Raw genomic sequence first — 16,212 nt, 5'->3', positions numbered from 1 at the left:
TTGACCCGCAGGAAGGGCAGGGCATGACTGCCTATCGCCCGACCCGGCAAGGCCGCACTCATGACCGGCTGGGCTCGGTTAATCCTGCATGCCGCGCCCATGAGGTTACTTGTCCGGAGTGCGTCGAGCACAACGAGGAGATGTAGTTCACGATCTTTGAAAAGCGTGGTCAACCATCCAAAGTGTGGATGCCTTTCATCGAAACAAACGATTTCATCAATGTTCTGGAATCCTGCATGGGCAGAAGCACCTGATGGACACCGATGCCCCCACTGCCTCATGGCGTGGCGAGCGTCTTAAGAAACCGCCCGAAAGGAGATTTTTCATGCGCTCTACCGGGCAGTGGAGTGCTGGGAAAGGGAGTTGCAACTGACCGGCCATGTCAAACTGTCCGACTTCTTCCGAGCCTATGGACAGACCGGGAGACGCGCACGTGTAGCGGCTCACATCGTCATACTGCACCTACGCCACACACCGGCCGGACCTGATCCGGCTTTATGAGCATTGGGCTTTGTCAGTTGCCCAAGCGTGATGGCTTTCGCGACGCGGCGCGCCTCAGGAACTGAGCCGCGTCCAGGTCGAAACGCGGGAAAGAAAGACAGGAAACAGAATGGCCGATCAATTCGCAACGGACGTCATTGCCCTGATCAAGAAACGCGCCGAGTCGGAGAGCGGTGAGGGAATGCCTGCGTCATTCGTCGGCGAGATAACAATCGCCACGGAACTGGACGCGCTCGGGTTCGATTCGCTGGGTTTGGCGGACGTCCTCTGGGATGTGGAGCAGGCCTACGGCATCAAGATCGACATGAACACGGCCGATGCCTGGTCCAATCTCAAGAATGTCGGCGACGTCGTGGAAGCCGTCCGCGGCTTGCTTGCGAAGGAGGCTTGAATGGACAGGCGCGTCGTTATCACCGGAGTGGGCGGCCTGTGCGGACTGGGCACCGAGGCCGCCTCTATGTGGAAAGAGATGCGCGAAGGCCGCTCCGCCATCGGCCCGATCGCCAATTCCGAGCTTCATGACCTGGAGGGCATGACCGGCGCTGAGATCAAGGCGCTGCCCCAGCACGACATCAACCGGGGGCATCTCATCTCCATGGACCGCTTCAGCTTGCTCGCCGTGCTTGCAGCGCGCGAAGCCATGCGGCAGGCCGGACTTTCCTGCGACGAGGGGAATGCCCATCGCTTCGGCGCGACAGTGGGCGTCGGCGGCTTGGGCTGGGATGTGATGGAGGAAACTTACCGGGCCCTCCTTTTGGACGGCGCGAGGCGAGTTGGCATCCTCGCTGTACCCAAAACGATGCCAAGCGCCGCCGCCGGCCAGGTGAGCTTGAGCCTCGGCTTGCGCGGGCCGGTCTTCGGGGTGACCTCCGCATGTGCCTCGGCCAACCATGCGATCGCCTCGGCGGTGGACCAGATCAAGCTGGGCCGGGCCGACGTAATGGTTTCCGGAGGCAGCGACGCACCCTTCGCATGGGGCGTGCTGAAAGCATGGGAAGCAATGCGCGTGCTTTCACCCGATACCTGCCGGCCCTTCTCCGCCGATAGGAAGGGCCTGGTGCTGGGCGAGGGTGCGGGCATGGCCGTGCTGGAAAGCTACGAGCATGCCACGAGGCGTGGTGCCACAATTCTTGCCGAGATCGCCGGCGTCGGCCTTTCCGCCGATGCCTTCCACATTGCCGCGCCATCTGTCGAGGGGCCAGCGTCGGCGATGCGCGCCTGCCTTGCCGATGCCGGGCTGAATGCCGAGGACGTCGACTACCTCAACGCGCACGGCACCGGTACCAAGAGCAATGATCAGACTGAAACGGCGGCGATCAAGCGTGTGTTTGGAAACCACGCTTATTCGATGTCCATCTCTTCCACCAAGTCCACGCACGCGCATTGCCTCGGCGCAGCGAGCGCGCTTGAAATGATCGCCTGCGTGATGGCAATCCAAGAGGACGTCGTGCCGCCGACCGCCAACTATCGCGAGCCAGATCCCGCTTGCGACCTCGACATCACACCCAATGTGCCGCGGGAGCGCAAGGTGCGCGTCGCCATGAGCAACGCCTTCGCCATGGGCGGTACGAACGCAGTTCTGGCATTCAGGCAGGTGTAGAAGCCATGCAAGACGCCTCATTTGAGGTCACCTGTCGTATCTAGCTGCTTGCCGGACCACTATGTAAAGCGAGCGCTATTGGCTGCCTCTGCGATGCGGGAATTGGCAGCGGACGTCTCTCGATCAAACAGGCATCTTGCTTGTAGAATTCTTTTAATCGTGAAGCGGCGCGAGTGCGCTATCCGTTGAGGTGAGCAAGGCCGGCGCCCTGGGTGAGCGCTGGTGTCGGGTGGTGGAAAGTACAGGGGGAGCTGTGTGGCCCCTCTTTCTCGGCCTCGACGATGTGCGAAGGAGCCTGCGCGGCGAACGGGCCAACGCCCCAGGCTCAGAACCTGGGCGAACCTAACTCCCGCCAAAGGACAGCCCAGAGCTGGATACACGAAAGAGATACTGAACCCGCGAATCAGATTCTGATCAATCGTCGTGTCTGAGCTCCACTCGGCTCTTACGGAGATAATCGCGCGGCCCGGCAACGGCCGCGCGTGCCGCGGGCGTGAGCTTTGCGCTTCGTCAGAAGTGCCTCGAGCGTGACGACGATAATTGACCAGCCATATGGAACGCATTCGCCCAGTTATCCAAAGCGTGGATACCTTTCATCTAAACAAAGGATTTTACCGTTTTTGCTGCAGGTCCCATAGAAGCGCTTCAAGTTGGAAAGATAGGTAGTTCCGATGGTTGCGTTGGATCTGAGGAGCATCATCTGGTGTGCGGGGCGTACAAAGTCAGTCGCATCTGCATTGCGGCTTGGTCTTTCGGCGGTCCCCACAAGTTACGCCCCGTTGGCGCGACGCCAATTATTTAATCAATGCTTGGACATTTATCTCAACCAGACAGCTACAAGGTGAGGTCTTCCATGCGTCCGAATGTCGAGTGGAAGTTGTGCTGGGAAAATGAGCTGCAACTGGCCGACCATGTCGAACTCTCCGACTTTTTTCGAAAGACCTATGGACGGACTGGCGCCTTCAACGCGGAGCCATTCGAAGGCGGCCGCAGTTGGGCCGGCGCGAGGCCGGAATTCCGCGCAATCGGCTACGACGCGCATGGGGTAGCGGCTCACATCGGCATGCTGCGGCGCTTCATCAAAGTTGGCGAGGTCGACTTGATCGTCGCTGAATTGGGCCTGTACGCGGTTCGTCCGGATCTTGAAGGGCTCGGAATCGGTTTTTCGATGCGCGTGGCGTACCCAGTGCTCCATCAGTTGGGTGTTCCATTCGCTTTCGGCACGGTTCGGCACGCGCTGCGAAACCATGTCGAAAGATTCTGCAGAGCCGGCCTCGCGAACATTGTGTCGGGCGTTCGCGTACGGTCGACCCGTCCAGATGTGCATCCCGACCTGCCGCCCACGCGCCTGGAAGACGTACTCGTGTTGGTTTCGCCGATCGGACGCTCGATGGACGAGTGGCCGTCTGGTACCCTGATCGACCGGAACGGTCCGGAACTATGAAGCCTCTGGACTACATATGCGAAGGGCAGAGTGACAATGCCGATCGCATTGCAGAGCGCAGCGTCTATCTGACGTTTGACGACGGTCCCAATTCATTTTTCACACCGCAGATACTCAATGTGCTGGCGCAACATCAGGTGCCGGCGACCTTCTTCGTTGTTGGGGCCTACGCGGCCGACGAGCCGGAACTCGTTCGCCGAATTATTACAGACGGCCACGGTATAGCCAACCACACGATGACTCATCCGGACCTAGCTAAATGCGGGTCCGTCGAAGTCGACTGCCAGATAGTTGAGGCAAACAGAGTCATAGGGATGGCTTGCCCGCAGGCCATGGTTCGGTACTTTCGTGCACCCTATGGCATCTGGACCGAAGAAGTAATCGCTGCATTAGCGGGTGAGGCATTGGCGCCCGTCCATTGGTCCATTGATCCACGCGACTGGTCTCGCCCCGGCGTTGACGCCATCGTCGACAGAGTGCTCGCCGATATCCGGCCGGGCGCAATCGTGCTGTTGCACGACGGGTGCGCTCCCGACGAATTGCAACCAGGCAATCAAGCCAGTCTGCGCGACCAGACGGTGACAGCGTTGTCACGCCTAATTCCAGAATTGCACGGCCGCGGATTTGTAATCCGATCACTTCCTCAACATCCCTGAACAAACAGAGATCCTATGGACCTTCTCACCACAGCCAGTACTGTTGCCGTTTCGTCTTATGCGGTGCTCTCGACTGTTTACAGAGGCATGCAAGCGGTCTACTCCCAACCGGAAAATGTTACGCCGCCGTCGGAAAGCTTGTTCGGATCCGACCGTTGGCCGAGCGTGGATGTCATTATCCCCTGCTACAATGAGGACCCGCGCACACTCGCGGCGTGTTTAGCTTCCATTGCAAATCAAGATTACTCCGGAACATTTCAGGTCTATCTGGTTGACGACGGTTCTGGAAATCGTAATGCCGTCATCCCGGTACATCACGCCTACGAGGGCGACCCGAGATTCAATTTCATTCTGCTCCGCGAAAATGTTGGCAAACGCAAGGCGCAGATCGCCGCCATCCGCCGCTCATCTGGAGATTTCGTGCTCAGCGTCGACTCTGACACGACACTTGCGTCCGACGTCATCACGAAGCTTGCAGTAAAAATGCGGGATTCCATGGTCGGAGCGGCCATGGGCCAGCTGACGGCATACAACCGCAGCGACACTTGGTTGACCCGATTGATCGATATGGAATACTGGCTGGCTTGCAATGAGGAGCGCGCGGCGCAAGGTCGCTTTGGTGCGGTCATGTGCTGCTGCGGCCCATGTGCAATGTACCGCCGGTCTTGTCTCCTTTCTCTGCTGGATCAATACGAGACGCAGCTGTTCAGGGGGAAACCAAGCGACTTCGGTGAAGACCGTCATCTTACGATCCTCATGCTGAAAGCAGGCTTTCGAACCGAGTACGTTCCAGGTGCCGTCGCGGCGACAGTCGTTCCGGACAAGATGGGACCTTATTTGCGCCAACAACTCCGCTGGGCACGAAGCACTTTCCGGGACACGATGCTTGCGCGAGGTCTACTGCGTGGCCTGGATCGCTATCTAACTTTGGATGTGATGGGAGAGAATCTCGGCCCATTGTTGCTCGGCATCGCGGTAGTAACGGCGCTCGGTGAGTTACTATTTTCACATACAGTAAATTGGTGGACGGTGCTGGCTATTGTCACGATGACCATAATCAGATCTACGGTGTTATCTTTCCGCACTCGGCAGCTTCGATTCATCGGCTATTCAATGCACGCGTTAATCAGGATATTCCTGTTGATCCCCTTGAAGGCTTACGCCCTGTGTACATTGAGCAATAGCGATTGGCTGTCGCGTAAAAGTGTTCCCCTGCCCAACAGCAGCACAAAGGAAATCACAAGCGCGATGCCGCTTGGCGGAGCAAATGCTGCGGGCAATTCTGGAATTGCGGAGTCACTTCATACTGCAGATCTTTCGCTCACAGCTAGTGAAGTCTGACGGCCTTGCAGCGCCGAGTGACCGAGTAAGTTGTGTCAGTCGACACGGGGTGAAGCTTGTCGAGTTACCTATGGTCAGAACGGGGACTATGTGGAAGCGACACGTGGCATCTTGACGTTATTCTTTGGCGGAAGCGATACACACGTCGCTCCGGCCGCGACTTTCCAAAGGTGTCATCTCAAGGCGGTGGCCTGCTCTGAACCAGAATTCGCAAGTAAGCTGCCGGTGGCCAATCGGACTCATTCCGCTTGAGATAGACGCATGTCCAATGTAGCAATCGACCTTACCGGCGTAACCAAATTATTCGGAAACAAGCTCGTTGTGGACGGGCTGTCCTTCACCGTTGCATCGGGAGAGTGCTTCGGTCTGCTGGGGCCTAACGGCGCAGGCAAGAGCACGATTGCGCGTATGCTCCTCGGTATGACCCGGCCTGACGCGGGTGATATAACAGTCCTCGGTCTACCAGTGCCGGCACGCAGCCGCTTGGCCCGCAAGGGCATAGGCGTGGTCCCGCAGTTCGACAATCTCGACCTGGAATTTACGGTACGTGAGAACCTGTTGGTGTTCGGGCGCTACTTCGGCATGAGTACAAGAGAGATCAACGCCGTCATCCCACGGCTGCTCGAGTTCGCTCGCCTTGAGAGCAAGGCGGATTCACGTGTCGGCCTGCTATCCGGCGGGATGAAGCGGCGCCTGACGCTGGCACGTGCTCTGATCAACGACCCCCAGTTGCTTGTGATGGATGAGCCCACGACCGGCCTCGACCCGCATGCCCGCCATCTGATCTGGGAGCGACTTCGTTTCCTGCTGGCGAGCGGAAAAACGATCATTTTGACCACCCATTTCATGGAAGAGGCTGAGCGGCTTTGTGATCGGCTGTGTGTTCTCGAGCGGGGACGCAAGATCGCCGAGGGCAGTCCTCATGCGCTGATCGACGAGTACATTGGGTGCAACGTGATCGAGATCTTCGGCGGTAATCCACAGGAGCTGATTTCGCTGATCAGACCGTACGTTCAGCGTGTCGAGGTAAGCGGCGAGACGCTCTTTTGCTATGCGCCTGAGCCGGAGGATGTGCGCATCCAGCTTCGCGGTCGAGCGGGTCTGCGTATTCTAGAGCGTCCACCCAGTCTGGAGGACGTTTTCTTGCGGTTAACCGGACGTGAGATGGAGAAGTGAGCAATGGGTGAACGTTTTGCGGCCGCTCTACCCGCCAACGCCTGGAACTGGATGGCGGTGTGGCGCCGCAATCATCTGGCATGGAAGAAGGTGGCATTTGCTTCAATGCTCGGCACCCTTGCTGATCCGATGATTTACCTTTTCGGGCTCGGCACTGGCCTTGGACTGTTGGTAGGCCGCATCGAAGGTGCATCCTACATCGCCTTTCTGGCAGCCGGCATGGTTGCGACGAGCGCGATGACAGCATCAACCTTCGAAACAATTTACGCGGTTTTCGGTCGAATGCGCGATCAGGGCACTTGGGAAGCAATCCTGCACACACAACTTACCCTCGGCGACATCGTTCTCGGTGAATTGACCTGGGCAGCCACAAAGGCTTTTCTGGCCGGTACGACAATTGCGATTGTTGCGGCCGCGCTAGGTTATGCCGCGTGGACGTCGGTTCTCTACGTGCTACCGGTCGTCGCTCTCACCGGATTCGCCTTTGCGAGCCTGGCCATGCTCGTCATCGCGCTCGCGCCCAGTTATCACTATTTTATTTTCTATCAGACGCTTGTCATCACACCCATGCTGTTCCTTTCGGGCGCGGTTTTTCCAGTCGGCCAATTGCCAGGAGTGTTTCAGCAGATTGCGGCCTTCTCGCCCCTGGCGAATTCTATCGAGCTAATCCGTCCGGTGATGCTCGGCCGCCTGGGCGACAATGTAGGGCTGCATATAGGCGCACTTTGCATGTTCGCTGTATTGCCTTTTTTTCTGTCGGCTGGACTGTTTCATCGACGACTAATGCGTTGACGCTTGCTTACACCCATTAACCAGAAGGAGGTCCGCAATGCCGGATGCAAACTGCCCACAGCGGCCCGGAGGCATGCGTATGCTAGGAATCGCGAGTGGTACAACGCCGAAGCCGGGCGCCACCCAGCCGCTGCAGGCACCCGCCCAGCTTCGCGACCACACCTCGAAGAACAGGCTGGATGGTGAGGCGCGGACCCACCCGGAGCGTTCAATCGATAGCAGCCAAGCTTCTTGTGCGCGTCCACAGACCGTCGCGGCCATTATTTAGTTGGATACACATGCAATGACCCACAACGAAGCAACTCTTGAGCCTTTTGTGATCCTTGCTATGCCAAGGACCGGAACACACTATTTAGAAGAATTGCTAAACGAGCATCCGACCGTTTTGAGTAACGGTGAGTTGCTAAACGAATATGATCCCAATTGGCCCAGCACTGATCGCCTGCTAGGCACGGATCGCGAGCTTCTTGAGCTTGCCTATGTGCGCTGCCCTATGCGCGACTACAAGAATGTGACGCATCTTGGATGCAAGATCAATGAACCTCAGTTTCGCGAGCGTCCCGCATTCTTTGCGGAACTGGCTCGTTGGCCAGCACTCAAGGTCATCCTTGTTGTTCGCCGAAACGTATTGGAATCGCTCCGATCCTTTGTGCAGGCCAGGGAAAGCGGTCACTGGCTGAAGTTCAGCTGGGACAACGATACCGCTCGGCCACCGAGCGTCAGGTTGTCAATCGCCGACTGTGAGGCTTATTTCAAAGCCGCCGACGATTTTCACGCTCGCGTTATGGACTCCTTCACGTCGACCAACCTGCTTGTAATGGAATACGAGAGCCTACTTCACGAACCTGCCCAATGCCTGGGAGCGGTTTGGGATTTCCTGGGCGTTCCAGCGCTTGAGCCATCAGATAACGCCATCCTGCAGCGCCAGGAAACGCGACCGCTGGATCAAACGGTGGAGAACTTTGACGAGTTGCGGATTCACTTCGCACGGGGACCTTATTCAAGATTTTTTGACCTCGGAGATTCAATGCGCTCCTACGCTTAATCGCTTGTACCGCGTGCTCTGATGGGCGTGTAGGATATCCTGCAGTTTGCGCGCATTCCGTCGCAAAACTGACAAACCAAAGTCACCAAGACGACAGAGATATCGGCCGGCAGTCGATCTGCGGCAGACATCAAAGACACGGCCGCAAGGCGACCTGGTCAATTCCCTCTCTGGCGAAGCACTTCTTCAGACGCGATCTTTGGCGAGCCTTGAGTGCAAATTCCGGCAAAGGTGGAGGGTTCCAGTGCGCAACCCGCACCAATCTCGCTGGACGGGACAGGCCTCCAGTTGGCACGGCGCTTGCTCCGAGATGACAGCAGCGCTCGACCGGAGCGCAGCATGGGAGAAGGAGGAGCCCCCACCCCGATCCGGTCAGGGAGAGAGAAACGGTGTTGGTTCCAAGAGTCCCCCGCGCGATCGCAGCGCCCCGCAAGCCCCATTTTGCCCGGACCTACGTGCAGGTGCTTGCCGCCATAGTCCTGGGAGCCGCAATTGGCTACCTCTATCCGGAAACCGGCCAGAGCCTGAAGCCGCTCGGCGATGCCTTCATCAAAGTCGTCAAGATGATTATCGCACCTGTCATCTTCCTGACAATTGCGACCGGCATTGCCGGCATGAGCGATCTGCAGAAGGTCGGCCGAGTTGCCGCCAAGGCGATGGTTTATTTCCTCACCTTCTCGACACTTGCACTCGTTGTCGGACTGATTGTCGCGAATATCGTTCAACCTGGCGCCGGCCTCAACATCGATCCGGCCTCGCTCGATGTCCAAGCCGTTAAGGGCTATGTGGCCACGGCTCACGAGCAGTCCGTGACCAGCTTCCTGATGAACATCATCCCGTCAACGATTGCCAGTGCCTTCGCGGAAGGCGACATCCTGCAAGTCCTGTTCTTCTCGGTCCTGTTCGGCATTGCTTTGGCGATGACCGGAGAGACGAGCAGGCCGGTCGTTACCTTTCTCCAGGCGCTTACCGCCCCCATTTTTAAGCTCGTCGGCATTCTGATGAAGGCTGCACCCATCGGCGCCTTCGGCGCAATGGCCTTTACGATCGGCAAATACGGAATCGGTTCGGTGGCCAACCTCGCGATACTGGTCGCGACGTTCTATCTTACCGCCTTCCTCTTCGTGTTCGGGGTTCTCGGCGCGGTCTGCCGCTACAACGGCTTCTCGATCTTTTCTCTCGTCCGCTACATCAAGGACGAGCTGCTGCTTGTCCTGGCAACGTCCTCCTCGGAGGCCGCGCTGCCCTCGCTAATGGAGAAGATGGAGAAGGCCGGCGCCGCCCGTTCGGTCGTAAGTCTCGTCATCCCTACTGGATACTCATTCAATCTGGACGGTACCAATATCTACATGACGATCGCCGCCCTCTTCATCGCCCAGGCGACGAACACAGATTTGTCAATTGCCGATCAGATCCTCCTGCTGCTAATTGCGATGCTTTCCTCGAAGGGTGCGGCAGGCGTCACCGGCGCCGGCTTCATCACATTGGCCGCTACTCTCTCTGTCGTGCCGAGTGTTCCCGTTGCCGGAATGGCTCTAATTCTTGGCGTGGACCGCTTCATGTCGGAATGCCGCGCGCTGACGAATTTAGTCGGTAATGCGGTGGCATCGCTCGTTGTCGCTCGCTGGGAAGGCGAATTGGACCAGTCACGGATGGAAACCGCTTTCCGCGGTTAGGGTTACATCAAACTGGCTCCCCGCAAGCAAGATCGCAACAGCGCGACGTGTAAGTAGCGGCCTTGACACAACAGTCGAATTGCCAGCCTCCAAAGAGCGCTGGAAATAGAGTACTAACGCAGTGAGTAATACAACACCATGAAGCCCCTAAGCAAACGAACGGTTCACGGAGACTCATCTGGGTGCGCATGGAGCGCTGTTCGTCGAATGCGCTATCCGCGGGGTGGGGGAACTATTTCAGCTTGCCGCCCCAAGCCGTCGCGGGAGCGCACCGGATGATGGAGGACCGGCCGATCAGAATCGCTAGGGGAAAGCGCGTCACAATAGCCGATCTCGCCCGCGAAGCCGGAGTCAGCGTAGCAACAGTCGATCGGGTTCTGAACGTCCGCCTTCCGGTGCGAGAGGAGACCGCCCAGCGGGTCCATGCGGCCGCGCACGCGATCGGCTATCATGCTGCCGGTCTCATCAAACAGCGCTTGCAGCAGCACCTGCCGCACTACAAGCTGGGCTTCATCTTGAGAAAACCTACCCACGATTTCTACCAAGATTTCGCTCGCAAGATCGAAGAGTCGGTCAGTATGGCTAAATCCTTCCACGGCCTTCCGATCATCGAGTTCGCGCAGTCACATTTGCCGCGTGACCTGCTCCCGCTTCTTAAGGACCTTGGGAGCCGCTGCCAGGCGATCGCCATGGTGGCGGCCGATCACCCGAAAATCACAGCATCAGTCGAGGAGCTCAAGGCGAAAGGTATCCCGGTATTTTCGCTGCTATCCGACTTCGCCGATGGCGTGCGCGAGGGCTACATCGGCCTCAACAACAGCAAGGTCGGACGGACTGCCGCTTGGGTGTTTTCCAAGGCCGCAAAACGGCCCGGCAAGGTGGCGGTGTTTGTCGGAAGCCATCGCTTCCAGGCGCATGCGACGCGGGAAACGGCCTTTCGTGCGTATTTTCGTGAGAACGCGCCAAAATTCGAGGTGCTTGATGCGCTCGTGAACCTTGATGAACGGCAGCTCACTTACGAAAAATTGCTGGATCTTATGCAGCGGGAACCAGAGCTCGTCGGCTTCTATATGGCCGGCGGGGGGATAGAGGGGGCAATTTCCGCGCTCCGAGAAGAGGGGAGCGGTCAGGATCTCGTCGCGATCGTGAGTGAAATGACGCCGCAGTCACGTGGGGCGCTTGCGGATGACATCTTGACGATGGCGGTCGGCACGCCAATGCGCCGACTTTGCCAGGAGCTGATAATGGCAATGGAGCGGGCCATCAAAGCCGGCGTCGCGGAGAGCCCGGGGCAGACATTTCTGCCGTTCGACATTTATCTTCCGGAAAATATTTGACCTTGATGGATTTCTATCATGAGCGCCCATTTTCCTTTCACCGATGAAAGGAAAGCTCGATTGACTCGGCCGTCTCTGTCCGATCTGTGAACCGGCGTGGTTCCGTCTTGAAAGAAGCCGGATGCCGAAATGGCAGCCGCGCTTCATGGAAGGAAAGTCAAGCAATGCGCCAGGTATCGCCCCGCTTTGCACTCGATCACATGGCGGCGCCCCGCCTTGACGTCAGTGCGCTTTTCGCGCTTGCCCGTGACCAAGGCCTGACCGACGTCCAAATCCGTTACCCTCATTTCAGCAATCCTGTCGCACGCGGCATTCCGGCTGCGGACGTTCGGTTGGCCGCTACCGAAGCGGGCGTCACGATCATCTCTGTCAACGCCTTGCAGCGGTTCAACGACTGGACTCCAACGCGTCAGGCCGAGGCAAGCAACCTCGCCGATTATGCGACGGCGTGCGGGGCGGAGACGCTCGTGTTGGTGCCGGCCAACCGCAGCTCGTGGCCCACCAATAGCGAGCGCCAGGACAATCTTCGTTTCGCTCTAAACGAGATCAAGCCAATCCTCCAGTCGCGGGGTCTGATCGGTCTCATCGAGCCGCTGGGTTTCCGAACCTGCTCGCTTCGATCAAAGAAGGAAGCGGCCGAGGCCGTTGCCGCGGTTGATGGCCAGTCCGTCTTTCGCCTCGTGCACGACACGTTCCACCACACCCTGGCCGGGGAGACATGCCTGTTCTGCGAGCTTACCGGCCTGGTGCACATTTCAAGCGTAAACGACCCGACCTTCTGGATTTACCCCGATCGCTTTCTTGCAGGTTCCGACAATGGCAGCCAGATTCAGGCGCTGCTGGATGGCGGCTACGCGGGACCTTTCTCATTCGAGCTGGTCGAGGAAGTCCATTCTCTGGACGATCTCGCAGGCGCACTTGCCGCCAGCATCGACTTTATCCGGCGAGGGCTATTGTCGTCAAAGTAGATGGTGACAGGAGTAGTGACTATAGGTGCGCCTGAATTTTCCGTGGGTTCACAGCGGGGCAGCCATCCGAGATGCCTCCTGTATCATTATCTCCCGCATCCAGATGCTTGCCGGATCGCTATTGTGGAGGGCCGGCCATTGGAGGGTCTCGGTGAATGTGGGAAATGGCAGCGGAAGTTCGATAACCCGCAGGGGGAACGTTTTTTCGAAATGCCTGACCAGCCGTAAGGGCATGGTCGCTATACGAGCTGTGCCGGACACCATAGGTGGAATCATGCTGAAGCCCTGCACGGCGACCTCGACACGTCTCTTAAGGCCATGCTCAAGCAAAAACCATTCCTCGATAGACGGCTTCATCGTACGCCCGAACCTGACCGCGACGTGCCTCATCGACATGTATCTCTCGAATGTAAGCTGCTGTGGCAGCTGCTTGTTTGTGGGACAGCCTACGCACACGAGCTTCTCGTCAAACAGCGCAACGCTTGAATGCACACTCGACGTGAACATATCCGGTAGAATTAGAAAATCGACGTCACCGCGCCGGAGAAGCTCATCGGGGCTATCGTCGACAGGCAGCAGTTCGAAGCTGACGGCGGGGGCTTCCCGTGAAATACGCTCCACAAGCTTTTCGAAAAACACGAGCGTGACGAAATCGGAAAGAATGATCCTGAAGAGGCGATCGGCTCGAGCTGGGTCAAACGGATCCGAAGAAATAATCGAGCACTGGATGTGCTGGAGAGCGTCGCGAACTGCGGGGGCAAATGCTGCCGCACGCGGGGTTAGAAATCTTTCGCGACCTCTTATCGTAAACAGTTCATCGCGGAAATAATCGCGCAGTCGGGCGACGGCCGCACTCATGGCGGGCTGACTCAGGTTAATCCTGCGTGCCGCCGCCGAGAGATTACGCTCCGTCAGGAGTGCGTCGAGCACAACGAGGAGATTTAGATCAAGTCCTTTGAAACGCATGTCATCAGCCATCCATGGGATGGATGCCTTTAACCGAAACAAACGACTTTAACAATTTAGCATTCTTGCAATCTTTTGTCGCAAAAAGTTTATGATGGATGACGTTAAGGTCCGACATATGAGCCGCGTGATCTGCCGAAGCGAGCAATCGTTCGTACTGTGCAGGTCAGAGATTGGCAGTTTGAAACGCCGGGCCGATGGCGCCGGTCTATCAACCAGCGTCTTCGGCGGCCCCGACCTAGCTAGGCGTGGAACCTAATAGGGTGCACCTTTCCAGTCCGAGGCGACTGATGGGCGGTTTGATCCTAAGCTGCCGTGAGGCCTGTGCCAATTGTATCGGCGAGCCAATGCAGCAGTCCGGCAGCGTTTTTGAGAGCTGTTGTAGGCTCGGCCTAAGCCCATTGGCGCAAGCCTATCTGAACGAAGCGCTTGGCCTTGCCGCTATCCGGTATGTGATCTGTGGTGCCTTCTCGTCCTGCTGTTCTTGTTTTGGAACGCCCTTATGGTGAGCCCATCCGGGACGTGGGGCACCGGGAGCACAAAGGTGCAGGCAGGCCGTCAATAGACCGTGGGCTGAGAGCCCGAGCTCGTTACATGGCCGCCCCTCGCGACTTTCCCGGATGCGCTGCGAGCGCGGATCAGTAGATGTCGTGTTGCCCGCCAGCTCCCGTCTTTGACCGAGCCAAGAAGGAGGAACGGGCATGCTTATCATCGGACTGGATATTCACCGCGCCTTCGCCGAAGCAGTGGCATGGGAGGAGGGCAGGCTCAGGCGACTCGGCCGCGTCGACATGCGGCGCGATCTGCTGGCGGCGTTCGCCGCGAAGCTGTCGCCGAACGATGTCGGGGTGATCGAGGCCACCGGCAACGCGACGTCCGCTGCAGCTGTGGTTGCGCCGCATGTGAAGAAGGTGGGGATCGCCAAGCCGAAACAGGTGTTTATCGTTGCCTATGCCAAGATCAAAACGACGATCGACGCCGACGTTCTTGCGCAGCTCTATGCCAGCGGCTTCTTGCCAGAAGTCTGGATTGCGGACGAGCCGACGCAGGCTCTGCGTCGACAGGTGACACGGCGCAATCAGATTGTCCGACAGAGATCTCGATTGAAGAGCGTCATCCAGTCGATCCTTCATAGCCACCTGATCCGTCCTGCCCGCATGCTGACCTGTGCGGCGCCAAGGGTCGGACCTGGTTAATCGAGCAGGTCGTACCGCAGGACGAGCGCCTCGCGATCGATGGGCATCTGCGCGAGTTCGACCGATTGGGCGAAGACCTCCAGGTCATCGAACGCGATCTTGTCCGCTCGGCTCTCGAGGATGAAGGCGTGAAGCGGCTGATGACCATTCCCGGCGTCGACATCACCGTCGCGCTGGCGATGAAGGGCGGCGATCGGCGACGTGTCGCGCTTCGACGATCCGCAGAAGCTCGTGACCTATCTCGGGTTGAACCCAAGCGTCCAGCAGTCCGGCCAGGTCCGGCCTACCATGGGCGGATCACCAAGCAGGGCCGTGGTCATGCGCGCGGCATGCTCGTCGAGGCGGCCTGGGCGGCCGCTCGTGCTCCCGGACCGTTGCGAGCCTTCTCCCTGCGGCGTGCGAGCCCGGCGCGGACAGCATGTCGCGGCCGTGGCAACCGCACGCAAACTCTCTGTCGTGATCTGTCATCTGTTGAGAAGGGCGAGAGTTACGCGTGGGCTCGACCCTCCCTGCATGCCAAGAAGCTTGCGCGATGTGGAACTCAAGGCCGGGAGCAAGGCTGTGCGCGGCCAAAAGGGAGCGCACGCCTACAACATAAAGAGCCACCGGGAAGAAGAGCGCCGCTGGGTGGAGCAGGCCGAGGGCGCCTATGCACGCCTCGTCGCCGGTTGGAACCCACGAGGTCCGAAGAGGGTAGGCACGGATGCCGCAAACGAGGCGCGACGATAGAAGCTGCGCGGCAGGGCTCTCATCTCGGACCCTGCTCTTCGCCACGCGGTCGTCCGTGCGCGACAGGAGAATAGCGCAGATTTATCAAAAAGGCTCTTGTCGATCACATCAGTGGTCTTGGGCGCTGTACGGCCGGGTGAAGACTTTGCAGGTGGCCCGGAAAGCGTTTGACCTGCAGCGAAGCAATTGTCGTCATTACGCGCTCGACCCGGGCGCCCAGCTTGGCATAAGGGCTACGTGGCCTCAGGAAGCGTCGTCGCCAATGCAGACCATGGACGAATTCCCAGCCGATGCCGAGATGCCGGTCGACCGTGCCTGTCGCCGTCCGGTGATGCGATGCCCCCGAGCGGATGAGTTCGCCCCGGATGCTCCCGGTCACGACGCACGGGTTCGGGTTCCAAGGCGCTCAGTTTTGTTCGCGCCCAATCGGTGTAGGACGCGGCAGAAATACGAGCGTGACGAAATCGGAAAGAATGATCCTGAAGCGGCGATTCGGTAGAGCCGGGTCAAACTATCCGACGAAATAAACGATCACTGGATGGGCGGGGGAGCGTCGCAAACTGGAGGGCAAGAGCTCCCGGACGCAGCGTTAAGTTTGAATACCTCCGCGGACATGGTCGCGAGCTTATCGCGCAAATAAATCGAGCAGCCGAGCGCCGGCCGCACTCATGACCGGCTGGGCTCGGTTAATCCTGCATGCCGCGCCCATGAGGTTACTTGTCCGGAGTGCGTCGAGCACAACGAGGAGATGTAGTTCACGATCTTTGAAAAGCGTGGTCAACCAT

At 58.4% G+C, this 16,212-nt stretch carries 12 protein-coding genes and 1 pseudogene; 12 read left to right on the top strand and 1 reads right to left on the bottom strand.

Annotated elements, in window-relative coordinates; genetic code table 11:
* The first annotated feature begins 610 nt into the window (after positions 1-610).
* The 11 genes from EN993_RS06910 to EN993_RS06860 all read left to right on the top strand — a co-directional run bounded on the left by EN993_RS06910 (position 611) and on the right by EN993_RS06860 (position 12,536).
* A complete protein-coding gene (locus EN993_RS06910; protein ID WP_029356603.1) occupies positions 611-892 on the top strand; it encodes an acyl carrier protein in 282 nt (93 codons plus the stop codon).
* Positions 893-2,101: a beta-ketoacyl-[acyl-carrier-protein] synthase family protein gene (locus tag EN993_RS06905; protein WP_095790554.1), complete on the top strand. Its 1,209-nt coding sequence runs from the start codon at positions 893-895 to the stop codon at positions 2,099-2,101.
* An 853-nt stretch (positions 2,102-2,954) separates the two neighbouring features.
* Complete coding sequence (locus EN993_RS06900; RefSeq protein WP_063169401.1) at positions 2,955-3,545, top strand: NodA family N-acyltransferase; 591 nt, start codon at positions 2,955-2,957, stop codon at positions 3,543-3,545.
* Entirely contained in the window at positions 3,542-4,201 is a 660-nt protein-coding gene (nodB, locus tag EN993_RS06895) for a chitooligosaccharide deacetylase NodB (RefSeq protein ID WP_063169400.1), read from the top strand. The genes EN993_RS06900 and nodB overlap by 4 nt, the downstream gene beginning before the upstream one ends.
* Before the next feature lie 15 nt (positions 4,202-4,216).
* Positions 4,217-5,542, top strand: coding sequence for a chitooligosaccharide synthase NodC (gene nodC / locus EN993_RS06890; protein ID WP_063169399.1), 1,326 nt, complete (start codon positions 4,217-4,219; stop codon positions 5,540-5,542).
* Between the two features lie 261 nt (positions 5,543-5,803).
* The gene (nodI, locus tag EN993_RS06885; protein ID WP_024505873.1) at positions 5,804-6,718 is read left to right on the top strand and encodes a nodulation factor ABC transporter ATP-binding protein NodI; all 915 of its coding nucleotides are present in this window, start codon (positions 5,804-5,806) and stop codon (positions 6,716-6,718) included.
* Between the two features lie 3 nt (positions 6,719-6,721).
* Positions 6,722-7,510 (top strand): ABC transporter permease, encoded by a 789-nt coding sequence (locus EN993_RS06880; RefSeq protein ID WP_063169398.1) that lies wholly within the window; start codon positions 6,722-6,724, stop codon positions 7,508-7,510.
* Between the two features lie 283 nt (positions 7,511-7,793).
* Entirely contained in the window at positions 7,794-8,555 is a 762-nt protein-coding gene (locus tag EN993_RS06875; protein WP_063169397.1) for a sulfotransferase domain-containing protein, read from the top strand.
* A gap of 392 nt (positions 8,556-8,947) precedes the next feature.
* Positions 8,948-10,231, top strand: coding sequence for a dicarboxylate/amino acid:cation symporter (locus tag EN993_RS06870; protein ID WP_210326678.1), 1,284 nt, complete (start codon positions 8,948-8,950; stop codon positions 10,229-10,231).
* 275 nt (positions 10,232-10,506) lie between these two features.
* The gene (locus tag EN993_RS06865; protein ID WP_051695606.1) at positions 10,507-11,568 is read left to right on the top strand and encodes a LacI family DNA-binding transcriptional regulator; all 1,062 of its coding nucleotides are present in this window, start codon (positions 10,507-10,509) and stop codon (positions 11,566-11,568) included.
* A gap of 164 nt (positions 11,569-11,732) precedes the next feature.
* Positions 11,733-12,536: a TIM barrel protein gene (locus EN993_RS06860; RefSeq protein ID WP_063169395.1), complete on the top strand. Its 804-nt coding sequence runs from the start codon at positions 11,733-11,735 to the stop codon at positions 12,534-12,536.
* A gap of 48 nt (positions 12,537-12,584) precedes the next feature.
* On the opposite strand, the gene EN993_RS06855 is transcribed toward EN993_RS06860, so the two are convergent.
* The gene (locus EN993_RS06855; protein ID WP_063170390.1) at positions 12,585-13,502 is read right to left on the bottom strand and encodes a LysR family transcriptional regulator; all 918 of its coding nucleotides are present in this window, start codon (positions 13,500-13,502) and stop codon (positions 12,585-12,587) included.
* A gap of 701 nt (positions 13,503-14,203) precedes the next feature.
* On the opposite strand from EN993_RS06855, the pseudogene EN993_RS06850 reads away from it, so the two are divergent.
* A pseudogene (locus EN993_RS06850) lies at positions 14,204-15,427 on the top strand (IS110 family transposase).
* Positions 15,428-16,212 lie beyond the last annotated feature (785 nt).

The organism is Mesorhizobium sp. M7D.F.Ca.US.004.01.2.1, assembly GCF_003997785.1.
GTDB lineage: Bacteria > Pseudomonadota > Alphaproteobacteria > Rhizobiales > Rhizobiaceae > Mesorhizobium > Mesorhizobium loti.
This window is presented reverse-complemented; position numbering and strand designations above follow the sequence as displayed.

Bases quoted from the DNA above. Each gene is read 5' to 3' on its own strand.
- EN993_RS06875 (WP_063169397.1), top strand. From the start codon at position 7,794: ATGACCCACAACGAAGCAACTCTTGAGCCTTTTGTGATCCTTGCTATG.
- nodC (WP_063169399.1), top strand. From the start codon at position 4,217: ATGGACCTTCTCACCACAGCCAGTACTGTTGCCGTTTCGTCTTATGCG.
- nodI (WP_024505873.1), top strand. From the start codon at position 5,804: ATGTCCAATGTAGCAATCGACCTTACCGGCGTAACCAAATTATTCGGA.
- EN993_RS06880 (WP_063169398.1), top strand. From the start codon at position 6,722: ATGGGTGAACGTTTTGCGGCCGCTCTACCCGCCAACGCCTGGAACTGG.
- EN993_RS06855 (WP_063170390.1), bottom strand. From the start codon at position 13,502: ATGCGTTTCAAAGGACTTGATCTAAATCTCCTCGTTGTGCTCGACGCA.
- EN993_RS06900 (WP_063169401.1), top strand. From the start codon at position 2,955: ATGCGTCCGAATGTCGAGTGGAAGTTGTGCTGGGAAAATGAGCTGCAA.
- nodB (WP_063169400.1), top strand. From the start codon at position 3,542: ATGAAGCCTCTGGACTACATATGCGAAGGGCAGAGTGACAATGCCGAT.
- EN993_RS06910 (WP_029356603.1), top strand. From the start codon at position 611: ATGGCCGATCAATTCGCAACGGACGTCATTGCCCTGATCAAGAAACGC.
- EN993_RS06905 (WP_095790554.1), top strand. From the start codon at position 893: ATGGACAGGCGCGTCGTTATCACCGGAGTGGGCGGCCTGTGCGGACTG.
- EN993_RS06860 (WP_063169395.1), top strand. From the start codon at position 11,733: ATGCGCCAGGTATCGCCCCGCTTTGCACTCGATCACATGGCGGCGCCC.
- EN993_RS06865 (WP_051695606.1), top strand. From the start codon at position 10,507: ATGATGGAGGACCGGCCGATCAGAATCGCTAGGGGAAAGCGCGTCACA.